Here is a 12,925-nt window from a genome sequence, read left to right as displayed (position 1 = left end):
CCGGCACCGCAGCGGCCACCGGGACAACCCCTCCATCGCCCCCGAAAACCTCCGAAAGGCGTTGCCTGGCTGCGGAATACCGGCGGGCTCGCTCCGGTTGGGCAGGGTGCCGGTCCGGATCATGCCCCCGGGTCTCACCTAGAGCCGCTACGAGCGGCCACGCGCCGAGAGGCGGCTGACGGACCGGGGCACGACGGTCGGCGGCCACCTCTGCGGAGGTGGCCGTCGGTCGTCGGGCGGCCAGCGGTGCGCAGCTCCGCCGTGCTGCGGCGGACGGCCGTGGCTCAGGCACCGGGTCGCTGCAGGAACGGCAGCACCTGACCTCCGCGGCCGGCCGCACCCGCAGGCCGTCGCCGGTCGATCGCCGTCTCGTAGGGCAGTGGCGGCGCCCCCCGCAACCGCCGGTCGGCCCGGCGCAGCACCTGCTCCGTGACGTGGTTGTCGACCACCTCGATCCCGAACAGCTGCTTGTTGTCGCGCCGCGAGCCCACGACCAGCCCGTCCAGCACGTGGTCGAAGGTGAACGCGTCGAAGGCAGGGACCCGTCCCGGCACCGAGCCGTCGGCGACCACCGCGCCCGGCCGGAGGAAGTGGTCGAGGAGGTAGCGCAGCCACTCGACCACCCCGGAGAACCGCTCCGACCCGGCGTAGGCGAGGCAGCAGCCGTCCCAGCAGACCTGCCAGTCGCACCACAGTCCGGGTTGCCCGTCAGCCGGCACGTGGAAGTCGTGGCCCAGCTCCGGCGCCGGCTCGTCCTCCTCCGGTCGCGGCGGCACGGCGTACGGCCCCGACGGGCGCCGCCACCGACGTGACGTCGTGAACGCCGTGAGGTAGCCGATCTCGGCAGCGTTCAGCGCCGGGCGGATGTCGAGGTGTCCGATGAAGTCGGTGGTGTAGCCCATGGCAGTGCTCCTCCGGGACGAGTCGATGCGAGCACCCTGTCGCCTGGCGGCGGAGCGAGCCGGGTCGGTTCCGGGGGTTGTGGACGGCCGACGCCTGTGGACGAAGAGTAAAAGTTGCTGCGTCTGCATCAAGTTGCAATCAGCAGCGCCGATGCTCCAAGTGTCCTATTCACCCGAATTCCTCGGAGAACCCATGAAGCGCTCCCCCACGACCGCCCTCGTCGCGGCCGCTCTCGCTGTCGTGGTGTCGGCCGGCGCCGCGGCCCCGGCCGCGACGGCGGCGCCGCACGGCAACCACCGGCCGGCCGCCGCGGCCAAGACCGGCCACCGGCCGGTGGCCCAGCACGCCAAGCACGCCAAGCCGGTCAAGAGCAAGGCCGACCAGAAGCGGCTCGCGGTGGAGCAGCGCAAGGTGACGACGTGGGTCGCGCACAAGGACGCCGCGCTGGCGCGGGCCGCCGTGCGGGTGGCCGCCGCCGGGCTGGCCGAGGGCGACGTCGTCGCCGCGACGATCGCCGCCGACCGGGAAGCGCTCGCCGCCCTCGGGACCGAGGCGTCCGCGGCCGCGACGCCGGCCGAGGTCAAGGCGATCGGCAAGCAGGTGAAGCAGGTCCGTCCCGAGATCTACTCGATCGTGCTCACCGGCCTGCGGCGCGCCGCCGCGATGCAGCAGCAGGCGCTGTCGACCACCGACGCGCTCGCGGAGCTGACCACGCAGACCGACGCCGCGGAGGTGGCCGGCGCCGACGTCGCCGCGATCCGCGAGTCGCTCGCCGCGGCCACCGCCGCGAACGACAGCGTCGCCGGCCTGGTCGCCGCCGCGGTCGAGAAGGGCATCGCGCTCACCGCGTCCAGCAGCCACCAGGAGCGCGCCGCGTTCCTGGCCGACCTGGCTGCTGCGGGCGGGCAGCTCGACCTGGCGACCGAGCAGCTGCAGGTGATCGCCGACGCGCTGGCGGCGCTGACGGTCACGCCTGTCGTTGAGGAGCCTGTCGTCGAGGACCCGCCCGTCGTGGAGCCGGTCGTCTGACGCCTCCCAGGGGAACCGGGCCGTCCACCTCCGGGTGGGCGGCCCGTTCTGGTGCCGAGGCGCTCCGCGCCGAGAGCCGCGCTCAGGGCACCCCGGCCAGGAAATCGCCCACTGCCTCGGCCACCAGGTCGCCGTGGGTGAGCGGGACCATGTGCGCGCCGGCCTCCAGCGTGGCGACCGCGGACCCGTCGGGCGCCGCGTCGGCCAGAGCCTCGGCCCAGCCCTGCTTGCAGATCACGTCGTGCCTGCCGCGGAGCACCAGCACCGGGCAGCGGAGGCCGGCTACGACGGTGTCGATGCGGTCGTGCCGCGCTGCGTTCAGCGCCCGGTGCATCGCGAGCGGCCCCGTACGCCGGTAGAGCCGCACCAGGCCGGGCACCTGGCCCGGCTCCTCCCGTCGCACGGTTCGCAGCCAGTCGCCGACCATCCGCGGCCAGGTGGCTGCCAGCGGGTCGGTGGTCGGGCCGACCAGCACCAGGGCCGGCACCCGGTCGGCGGCGATCGCGGCGACGTGGGCCGCGACCTGGCAGCTCCCGGAGTGCGCCAGGACCACGGTGGGAGCGTCGTCGGCCAGCGCGACGTCGACGACCAGCTCGGCGAGGGCGCGCGGGGCGAGGTCCTCGTGGTCGTCGCGCGGGACGCCGTACCCGGGCAGCCGCATCACCGTCGCCGGCCCGCCCAGCCCCACGAGGGTGGGTGCCCAGGCCTCCTCTCCCAGCCCGAGTCCGGGGAGGGCGAGGAGGCGCGGGGTGGTCACGAGCGGGAGTCGTTGCAGGGACGCGGACGTCATGCGGCGCCGGTACCCCCGCCGGTCGGCTTCATGACCGCGGACCAGACCGGCGACCCGCTGCACGGTCAGACGTGGGCGTGCCCGAACCGGAAGACGTGGTCGGGGTCCACCTGCGCGGCCCGGCTGGCCCGCTCCCTACGATGACCGGCATGCGCGCGGTCCGGTTCAGTGAGTACGGCGGCGCGACGGCCGTCGTGGAGGTGGCCGCGCCGGCCTGCCCGGCCGACGGGGTCGTCGTCGAGGTGAGGGCCACCGGTGTCTGCCGGTCGGACTGGCACGCCTGGCAGGGGCATGACCCGGTGCGGCTGCCGCACGTGCCCGGTCACGAGCTGGCCGGGGTGGTCGCCGAGGTCGGGCCGCAGGTGCGCACCCGGCGGGTCGGCGAACGGGTCACGGTGCCGTTCGTCTGCGGCTGCGGCCGGTGCGCGCTGTGCGCCGCCGGTGACGCGCAGGTCTGCCCGGACCAGACCCAGCCGGGCTTCACCGGCCCCGGCTCGTTCGCCGAGCTGGTCGCGCTGCACGCGGCCGACCTCAACCTCGTCCCGCTGCCGGACTCCGTCGACTTCGTGACCGCCGCCTCGCTCGGCTGCCGGTTCGCCACCGCCTACCGGGCGCTCACCGCCCACGGCAGGGTCGGGGCCGGTGACTGGGTCGCCGTGCACGGCTGCGGCGGCGTCGGCCTGTCGGCGGTGATGATCGCGGTCGCGCTCGGGGCCCGGGTGGTCGCGGTCGACGTGGCTCCGGCGGCGCTGGCGCGGGCCGGCGAGCTGGGCGCGGAGGTGCTGGTCCCCGGCGGTCCGGACGCGGCGGCCCGGATCGTCGAGGCCACCGCCGGCGGCGCCGGGGTGTCCCTGGACGCGCTGGGCTCGCCGGCGACCGCGGTCGCCTCGGTCGAGTGCCTGCGCCCCCGCGGCCGCCACGTGCAGGTCGGGCTGCTGCTCGGCGCCGCCTCCACTCCCCCGCTGCCGATGGACCGGGTGCTGGCCAAGGAGCTGGAGATATACGGCTCCCACGGCATGGCCGCCCGCGACTACCCGGCGCTGCTGCGGCTGGTCGAGTCCGGCGCCGTACGCCCCGGCGAGCTGGTCGGCCGGGTGATCGGCCTCGACGAGGCCGGCGCCGCGCTCGAGGCGATGAGCCGGCCCGCCACCTTCGCCGGCATCACCGTCGTCCGGCTCTGACCCGGCGGCCGCCGCACCCGGCTACTCTCAGCCCATGGGGAGCAGCGTCTACGTGGCCTCGACCGAGGGGTACTCCGGCAAGTCCACGGTCGCGCTCGGGCTGCTCGAGCAGCTGTCCCGGCGGGTGGGGCGGGTCGGGGTGTTCCGGCCGGTGGTCCGCGCCGACAGCGCCGCGACCGGCGGCCGCGACTACGTGCTGGACCTGCTCACCTCCCACGAGGCCGTCACGCTGGACTACGACGACTGCGCCGGCGTCACCTACGACGACGTGCACGCCAGCCCGCTCGCCGCGCTGGACCGGATCGTCGAGCGCTACCACCAGGTGGCGGACCGCTGCGACGCCGTGGTCGTGGTCGGCTCCGACTACACCGACGTCGGCACCCCCATGGAGTTCTCCTACAACGCCCGGATAGCGGCCAACCTCGGTGCTCCGGTGCTGCTGGTGCTCAACGGCTTCGGCCGCAGCCCGGAGGAGCTGCACACGATGGCCTCGATGGCGGTCGGCGAGCTGCGTGCGCAGCACGGCACGCTGTTCGCGGTGGTGGCGAACCGCTGCGACGCCGCGCGGGTGCTCGACGACGTGGCGGCGATCGCCGTCGACGACGTGCTGACCTACGCGCTGCCCGAGGAGCCGCTGCTCAGCGCCGCCTCCGTCGGCGACCTGATGAAGGCCTGCGACGGCACCCTGGTCAGCGGCGGCGCCAACCTGCTCGGTCGCGAGTCCACCGGCATCGTGGTCGCCGCGATGACGATGCCCAACGTGCTGGACCGGCTGTTCGAGGGCGCGGTGGTCGTCACCCCGGGCGACCGCCCCGAGGTCGTCCTCGGCGTGCTCACCGCGCATGTCTCCGCCAACTTCCCGCAGATGTCCGGGATCGTGCTCAACGGCGGCCTCTCCCTGCCCAGCCAGGTGGTGCGGCTGATCGAGGGCATCGGCGCCACGATGCCGATCATCGCCACCGACCTCGGCACCCACGCGACCACCACCGCGCTCAACGGGGTCCGCGGCCGGCTGACCAAGGAGTCCACCCGCAAGGTGGTCACCGCGATGTCGCTGTTCAGCGAGCACGTCGACGGCGACGCGCTGCTCGACCGGCTGGAGGTCGCCCGCACCGACGCGGTGACGCCGCTGATGTTCGAGCACCAGCTGATCGACCGGGCGGTGGCGGACCGCCGCCACATCGTGCTGCCGGAGGGCGACGAGGAGCGGATCCTGCGCGCCGCCGACATCGTGCTGCGCCGCGGCCTCGCCGACCTGACCCTGCTCGGCGACCCGATCCGGATCACCGCCGCGGCCGCCACCTTCGGCGTCGACATCTCCGAGGCACGGGTGGTCGACCCGACCGACGCCGAGCACCGTGAGCGGTTCGCGCAGGAGTACTTCGAGCGCCGCAAGCACAAGGGGATCGACCTCGACGACGCGCGCTCGGTGGTCACAGACGTCTCCTACTTCGGCACCCTGATGGTCGAGCTGGGCCTCGCCGACGGGATGGTGTCGGGCGCCGTGCACACCACCGCGCACACGATCCGGCCGGCCCTCGAGATCGTCAAGACCACTCCGGGGGTCTCGGTGGTCTCCTCGGTGTTCTTCATGTGCCTGGAGAACCAGGTGCTGGTGTACGGCGACTGCGCGGTCAACCCCGACCCGTCCGCGGAGCAGCTCGCCGACATCGCGATCTCCTCGGCCGCGACCGCCGCCGGGTTCGGGATCGAGCCGCGGATCGCGATGCTGTCCTACTCCACCGGCAGCTCGGGTGCCGGCACCGACGTGGAGAAGGTCTCCAAGGCGACCACCCTGGTCCGGGAGCGCGCCCCCCAGCTGCTCGTCGAGGGCCCCATCCAGTACGACGCGGCCATCGACAGCGCGGTCGCCCGGACGAAGCTGCCCGACTCCCACGTGGCCGGTCGCGCGACGGTCTTCGTCTTCCCGGACCTGAACACCGGGAACAACACCTACAAGGCCGTGCAGCGCTCGGCCGGGGCGGTCGCCATCGGGCCGGTGCTCCAGGGCCTGCGCAAACCGGTCAACGACCTCTCCCGCGGCGCGACCGTGCGCGACATCGTGAACACGATCGCGATCACCGCGATCCAGGCGCAGAAGCCGGCCGGAGGTCGCGGGTGAGCGCGTTGGTGCTGGTGATCAACACCGGCTCCTCCTCGTTGAAGTACAGCCTCGTCGACGCCGACTCCGGCGAGAAGCGCGCCGACGGTCTGGTCGAGCGGATCGGCGAGGGCACCGGGGTGATCACCCACCACGCCGCCGACGGCGAGCACCGGGTCGAGCGCCCCGTCGCCGACCACGAGCAGGCGCTGCGCGCCGCGCTGGACGCCTTCGCCGAGCACGGCCCGTCGCTGCACGACGCCGACATCCGGGCCGTCGGCCACCGGGTCGTCCACGGTGGCGCCCGGTTCTCCTCCCCGGCGCGCGTCGACGACGAGCTGATCGAGGCGGTCACCGAGCTGGTGCCCCTCGCCCCGCTGCACAACCCGGCCAACCTCGAGGGCCTGCGGGTGGCCCGCAAGCTCTTCCCCGACCTGCCGCAGGTGGCGATCTTCGACACCGCCTTCCACCAGACGCTGCCCGAGCACGCCTACACCTACGCGGTGCCGCGCAGCTGGCGCGACGACCACCAGATCCGGCGCTACGGCTTCCACGGCACCTCCTACGCCTTCGTGTCCCGGGCGGCCGCGGACCTGCTCGGCCGGCCGCTCGAGGAGGTCAACCTGATCGTGCTGCACCTGGGCAACGGCTGCTCGGCGACCGCCATCGAGGGCGGTCGCTCGGTCGAGACCTCGATGGGGCTGACCCCGCTCGAGGGACTGGTGATGGGCACCCGCTCGGGCGACCTGGACCCGGCCGTCCCGGCGCACCTGCACCGGCAGCTCGGCTGGTCGCTGGAGGAGATCGACGACGCGCTCAACAAGACCTCCGGGCTCAAGGGGCTCACCGGCCACAACGACTTCCGCACGCTGGAGAAGCTGCGCGCCGACGGCGACGAGGACGCCCGGCTCGGCTTCGAGGTCTACTGCCACCGGATCCGCAAGTACGTCGGGGCCTACTACGCCGTGCTCGGTCACGTCGACGCCGTGGTGTTCACCGCCGGGGTCGGTCAGAACGCCCCCCAGGTGCGGGCCCGCTCGCTGTCCGGGCTGGAGCGGCTCGGCGTGGTCCTCGACGCCGAGCGCAACGACGTCCGTCCCGACCGGCCCACGGTGGTCTCGGCCGAGGGCAGCGAGGTCGCCGTGCTGGTGGTGCCCACCAACGAGGAGTGGGAGATCGCCCGGCAGACCCTGGCCGTCGTGGACGCCGGCGGCGGTCCAGACGACACCGGCCGTTAGGCAAAACTTCACCGGATCCGGGAACACCCCCGCCGGGGACCCGGTTGTCGCCTCGGACGGCCGCGTGGCCGCTCACACGAAGACGTTCCACACCGAGGAGACATCGTGTCCGACGCCGTGCCCCCGACCCCAGCCGCACCCACCGCCCGGACCACGCAGCCGGCCGACACCGCTCCCGAGGTCGATCCCCGGCGGTGGTGGGCCCTCGCGGTGATCGCCGCGGCCCAGCTGATGATCGTGCTGGACGCCTCCATCGTGAACATCGCCCTGCCGTCGGCGCAGCAGGACCTGGGCATCAGCAACGCCGACCGGCAGTGGGTGGTGACCGCCTACACGCTGGCCTTCGGCGCGCTGCTGCTGCTCGGCGGCCGGATCGCCGACTACACCGGCCGGAAGCGGACGTTCCTGATCGGCCTGGGCGGCTTCGCGGCCGCGTCGGCGATCGGCGGCCTCGCCCCGACCGCCGAGCTGCTCTTCGCGGCCCGGGCGCTGCAGGGCGCGTTCGCGGCGCTGATGGCCCCGGCCGCGCTGTCGCTGCTGACCGTGACCTTCACCGAGCCGCGCGAGCGCGCCAAGGCCTTCGGCGTCTTCGGTGCGCTGTCCGGCGGCGGCGCCGCGATCGGCCTGATCGTCGGTGGCGTCCTCACCGAGTTCACCTCCTGGCGCTGGTGCCTGGGCGTGAACGTCCCGGTGGCGATGCTGGTCGCGCTGGCCGCCGTACGTCTGGTGCGCGAGAGCAAGGCTCCCGGCGACACCCGCTACGACGTCCCCGGCGTGCTGCTGGCGACCACCGGGCTGTTCTCGCTCGTCTACGGCTTCACCGAGGCGGCCAAGGCGGCGAACCCCGACAACCCGCAGGACACCGCGGTGCAGGGCTGGACCGACCCGAAGACGCTCGCCTGGCTGGTGGCCGCGCTGGTGCTGCTGGTCGCGTTCGTGGCCTGGGAGCGCCGGGCCAAGAACCCGATGCTTCCGCTGCGGGTGGTGCTCGACCGCAACCGGGGCGGTTCCTACCTGGTCTTCCTGTTCGTCGGGGCCGGCCTGTTCGCGATGTTCCTGTTCCTCACCTACTACTTCCAGCTCAACCTCGGGTACAGCCCGCTCCGGGCCGGCTTCGCGTTCCTGCCGTTCAGCGTCGGGATCATCCTGACCGCCGGCGCGGTGGCGCAGCTGCTGCCGCGGGTCGGGCCGAAGGCGCTGATGGTCCCCGGGCTGGCGCTCGCGGTCACCGGGATGCTGATGCTCACCCAGGTCGAGGCCGACACCTCCTACGTGGCCTGGGTGCTGCCCTCGATGCTGTTGATGAGCATCGGCATGGCGTGCGTGTTCATCCCGGCCTCCAGCACCGCGCTGGTCAACGTCGGCGAGCACGACGCCGGCATCGCGAGCGCGGTGCTGAACACCTCGCAGCAGATCGGCGGCTCGCTGGGTACGGCGCTGCTCAACACGCTGTTCGCCGGCGCGGTCACCGCCTACCTCGCCGACAACGTGCGGAGCCCGGAGGACGCCCGCACGATGGCGCCGGACGCGTTCCTCTCCGGCTACCACGTGGCGTTCTTCTGGGGCGCGGTGCTACTCGGGGTGGCCCTGCTGGTGGCGCTGTTCGTGATCAACGCCCGCAAGCAGGACGTGCCGAGCGAGCCGGCGGTGGGGGCGGCCGGCTGACCCGCGGTTGGCCCATAGGGGCCATACCGGGCGGCTCCCGACATCGTTACCGTCGTGACGGTAAAGAACCCTGCACACATCGGGGATCGAGATGCCGCCACGCCGACCACGCCGCCGGGCGCTCCGCGCCGTCGACCCGCTGAGGTTCGCCGCCGGGTGGCGGTGGGTCGAACCGGGAGAGGCCGCCCCCGGACCGGCCGACGGCGCCGGTGGCGGGGGTGACGCGGGCAGCGAGGACCGGATCCGGGTCGACCTGATCCGGCCGCGCGACCTGGTGGCCCTGAGCGTCACGTTCACGGGCTGCGAGCTGTGGTTTGGCGGCTCCGGACCGGCGGCCGTGCGGCCCCGGGCCGGACAGGTCGCCCGGATGAAGGTCGAGCACACCTTCCAGCACGGGTTCGAGGAGGCGACGTACGAGGACGCGTCGACGGTTCCCTCGACGGAGCCGGGCACCGGCGGCAGCCCGGCACCGGACTCCTGGCCGCCGGATCCCGCGGGCAGCCGGGCCACCCCGCCGGTCGGCTTCCGTCCGGCCCGGCCGTCGCGGCTGGTGTTCGCGGTCCCGGACGGGGAGACGGTCGAGTTCTCCACCGCCGGGATCCTGGCCGCGATGCGTCGCCTGGAGCTGGTGCTGCACCCGCTGGCGCTGCCCGGCGACGCCCCGACCACTGGCAGCCTCGGCCGCAAGCCACTGATCGTCTGGGAACCCCCGTTCCTGCACCTCGGCGACGGGCTCGTCGCCCGGCTGCACGCCGACGGCCCGGTGATCGAACGGGCCGGGGCGCGGTTCCTGCGTGAGAACCCGCCGCCGGACACCACCACCGTGGCCGGCGCCCTGGAGCAGGCCCGCTCGGTCCGGCGCGCCCGGGCGCTGCTCGCGTCCAGCACCCCGGCGGTCGGCGGCCGCACCGCGCTCCCGGAGGGCGGGCTGTTCGCGCCGGGCCGCGGGCTGGTCCCCGGCATCATCGGGGCGATCCGGGCCCGTCGCACGCTGAGCCGGCGGCCGACGGATGACGAGACCGCCGTCGAGGCGCCGTTCCGGCTACTGCTCTCCCCCGGGCCCGAGGCGCGGTTCGCCCACGCGGTCGGCCCGGTGCCCGCCGGGGACGCCGACGCACACGTCGAGCTGTGGCACAGCCGGCTGGCGAGCCGGCCGACCACCGAGGGCGGACCTCCCGACGAGCACAACCGGAGGCGACGCATCGTCCGGGCGCTGTGGACGCGCGACCGGGACTGGGTCGGCGACTCCTGGAAGGACGCCGGCCTCGACACCCAGCCGGCGATCAACCCGCTCAGCCACGCCGACCCCCGGGACCCCGCCCAGGCCGTGGACCCGCCGTTCCTGGGCTCGCTGGACCGCAGCGACCGGAACATGATCGTCCGGCAGACCGCCGAGACCTGGCGCGGGGACTCCGGCCCGATCGCCCCGGTCCCGGTCGGCGCCGACGCGCTCTGGCTCTCCAGCATCGGCGCCTGGCTGGACCTGCACGGCGCCTGGACGACCCGGCCCTACTCCGAGGCCGGGATGAGCTCGCTGCTGGCCTGGGACCACGTCGCGCCGATGGGCCGCGACCAGTACGTCCGGGTCGTCTACCCCGGCTACCTGTACCCGTTCGGGCACCAGGCCGCGCTGGTCAAGGTGACCGAGCGCAAGATGAAGGACGTCACCGAGCCTGTCGCCGCGCTCTACCAGCGGATGTTCCTCGTCGTCGGCGAGCGCACCCGGACCTACGCCGACCGGCGGCTGCCGTTCACCCGCGTGGACGTGCGCCCGCTGGTCAGCCCCGTCATCGAGCGGCCGGGCAACGTCACCGGCGACAGCCAGGACACGTTCTTCTGGCCGAGGGTGGGCGGTCAGCGGTTCGCGTTCACCCTCGACGCCCTCGACCACGACGACCGGCCGGTGCGGCTGCACACGCCGCTGGTCTGGGTCTCCGAGGCGTTCAACAGCGCGCCGCAGCGGGCGGCCGTGGACACGGCGTACGCCGCCGACCCGAGCCGCCGGGTCGACCTGTCGGGGCAGAAGGTGGCGTTCGTGCCGAGCGGGGCGGGACCCGACCCGACCCTGGAGAGCGCCGCGGTCTGGCTGCTCGGCCAGGCCGGCCTCGGCGAGAGCACTCCGCGGATGAGCGCGGCCTCGGTGGTGGTGCCGGCGGTGCAGCAGCTCTCCCGCACCGGGCCGATCGCGATCTCCTACTTCGAGGGGTACGTCGCCGGCGGGTTCGGCTCGCCGGCGGCCGGTGAGGTCTGGGCCGCGGTCAACGTCGGAGGCGGCGGCGAGCCGGCCCAGCAGGACCCGACGGTGCCGCTGCCGCAGCTGAAGTTCGGCGCCGGCGCCGCGTCCGGCAGCGACAAGGCCGGCGGCTTCCTCTCCCCCGACCTGCCGATCCGCGGGCTGTCCCGGGCGACCGGCCCGATCGGCGACCTGGACGGCATGGTCGCCGGCACGTTCGACCCGCAGAAGTTCCTGATGGGGGCGCTGCCGAAGCTGTTCGGGCTGGTCAGCCTCGCCGACCTGGTCAAGCTGCTGCCCGACGACCTGGCACAGGCGCCGTCGGTGCTCACCGAGACGCTGGGCCGCATCGAGCAGCTCGGCCTCGACGTGCAGCGGCTCGCGGCGCAGGCGCAGGACGCCGTCGTCGAGGCCGAGAAGCTCGTGGGCCGGGCCCAGGAGAAGTCGGCGCACCTGCAGCAGCAGGCGCAGCAGGCGCTCGCCGCGGCGCACCAGGTCGCCGCCTCGGCCGACGACCTGGTCGAACAGTTCATCACCCTGCTCACGGCGCTGGCCGGTGTCGATCTCGGCGACGTCGAGGCGGCGATCGCCCCGACCTTCACGGCGCTCGACGCGCTGCTCGCCGACGTCCGGGCCCTGGCCGCGCTGCTGCCCCCGCAGGCCGCCACGGTGCTGGACCGGCTGGCCGACGGCCTCACCGAGATCGCCGCGGCCGAGGACCTGGTGCAGGACTTCTTCAACCTGGTCAACGGCTTCGACCCGTCCTCGGTGCAGCAGCGCTTCCGCTTCGAGTGGAAGCCGCAGCTGCAGCCGTGGCCGCAGGCGGCGCCGATCCTCGAGCTCGGCGACGGCGGCCGGGACAACCTGGTGCTCGCCGTCGAGGGCCGGGTCGGCGGCGACGGCACCGCGGACGTCACCGCGAGCGCCGAGATCCGCGACATCTCGCTGCTGCTGTTCCCCGGGACGCCGCTGATGCGGGTGCCGTTCGACCACCTGTTCTTCAAGGCGGGCACCACCGGCAAGCCCGAGGTCGACGTGGTGCTCGGCGAGATCGAGTTCCTCGGGCTGCTCTCCTTCGTCGAGGTCATCAAGGACCTGATCCCCCTCGACGGCTTCAGCGACCCGCCGTTCCTCGACGTCTCCCCGGCGGGCGCCACCGCGGGCTTCACGCTGGCGCTGCCGAGCGTGGCGATCGGCGTGTTCAACCTGTCGAACATGTCGCTCGGCGCGGACGTCGACGTACCGTTCCTCGGCAGGACGCTGACCGTCGGCTTCAACTTCTGCACCCGGGAGCAGCCGTTCACGCTGACGGTGATGTGCCTGGGCGGCGGCGGCTGGTTCCTGATCCGGGTCGCCCCCGACGGTCTCGACGTCCTCGAGCTCGGCCTGGAGGCGGGGGCCGCGCTCGCCGTCGACTTCGGCGTCGCCTCCGGGTCGATCTCGGCGATGATCGGGATCTACATCCGGCTGGAGGGCGAGAAGGGGTCGCTCACCGGCTACTTCCGGCTCCGCGGCGAGGTGGACGTCCTCGGCCTGATCAGCGCCTCCATCGAGCTGTACATGGAGCTGCTCTACGAGTTCGACACCGGCAAGATGGTCGGCCGCGCCACCATCACCGTCGAGGTCGACGTGCTGTTCTTCTCCGGCTCGGTGCAGGTCAGCGCCGAGCGACGCTTCGCCGGCTCGAACGGCGACCCGTCGTACCGCGAGATCCTGGGCGCCGAGGACGGCACCTCACCCGCCTGGGACGAGTACTGCCTGGCTTTCGCCGCCGACTGACCGCGA

The 12,925-nt window shown here is 73.7% G+C and carries 8 protein-coding genes; 6 read left to right on the top strand and 2 right to left on the bottom strand.

The window, feature by feature from the left end; genetic code table 11:
• Positions 1-284: 284 nt before the first annotated feature.
• Positions 285-902, bottom strand: coding sequence for a hypothetical protein (locus H9L09_RS18185; RefSeq protein ID WP_187578226.1), 618 nt, complete (start codon positions 900-902; stop codon positions 285-287).
• 193 nt (positions 903-1,095) lie between these two features.
• Between H9L09_RS18185 and H9L09_RS18180 the strand changes: the two genes are divergently transcribed.
• The gene (locus H9L09_RS18180; RefSeq protein ID WP_187578225.1) at positions 1,096-1,932 is read left to right on the top strand and encodes a hypothetical protein; all 837 of its coding nucleotides are present in this window, start codon (positions 1,096-1,098) and stop codon (positions 1,930-1,932) included.
• Between the two features lie 82 nt (positions 1,933-2,014).
• Here H9L09_RS18180 and H9L09_RS18175 read toward each other — a convergent pair whose 3' ends face one another.
• Positions 2,015-2,722, bottom strand: a complete 708-nt coding sequence (locus H9L09_RS18175) for an alpha/beta fold hydrolase (protein ID WP_187578224.1) — start codon at positions 2,720-2,722, stop codon at positions 2,015-2,017.
• 149 nt (positions 2,723-2,871) lie between these two features.
• Here H9L09_RS18175 and H9L09_RS18170 point away from each other — a divergent pair, with 149 nt between their 5' ends.
• The 5 genes from H9L09_RS18170 to H9L09_RS18150 all read left to right on the top strand — a co-directional run bounded on the left by H9L09_RS18170 (position 2,872) and on the right by H9L09_RS18150 (position 12,919).
• Positions 2,872-3,903: a zinc-dependent alcohol dehydrogenase family protein gene (locus tag H9L09_RS18170; protein WP_187578223.1), complete on the top strand. Its 1,032-nt coding sequence runs from the start codon at positions 2,872-2,874 to the stop codon at positions 3,901-3,903.
• Between the two features lie 34 nt (positions 3,904-3,937).
• Positions 3,938-6,025, top strand: coding sequence for a phosphate acetyltransferase (gene pta / locus H9L09_RS18165; RefSeq protein WP_187578222.1), 2,088 nt, complete (start codon positions 3,938-3,940; stop codon positions 6,023-6,025).
• Positions 6,022-7,242 (top strand): acetate/propionate family kinase, encoded by a 1,221-nt coding sequence (locus H9L09_RS18160; RefSeq protein ID WP_187578221.1) that lies wholly within the window; start codon positions 6,022-6,024, stop codon positions 7,240-7,242. Before pta ends, H9L09_RS18160 begins: the two co-directional genes overlap by 4 nt.
• Positions 7,243-7,347: 105 nt before the next feature.
• Positions 7,348-8,907, top strand: a complete 1,560-nt coding sequence (locus tag H9L09_RS18155) for an MFS transporter (protein WP_223164114.1) — start codon at positions 7,348-7,350, stop codon at positions 8,905-8,907.
• A 91-nt stretch (positions 8,908-8,998) separates the two neighbouring features.
• On the top strand, positions 8,999-12,919 hold the full coding sequence (locus H9L09_RS18150; RefSeq protein ID WP_187578220.1) for a hypothetical protein: 3,921 nt from the start codon (positions 8,999-9,001) through the stop codon (positions 12,917-12,919).
• Positions 12,920-12,925: the final 6 nt, after the last annotated feature.

The organism is Nocardioides mesophilus (assembly GCF_014395785.1).
GTDB classification, from domain to species: Bacteria; Actinomycetota; Actinomycetes; order Propionibacteriales; family Nocardioidaceae; genus Nocardioides_B; species Nocardioides_B mesophilus.
The sequence above is the reverse complement of the archived record's forward strand: the minus strand, read 5'-3'. Positions and strand labels throughout refer to the sequence as shown.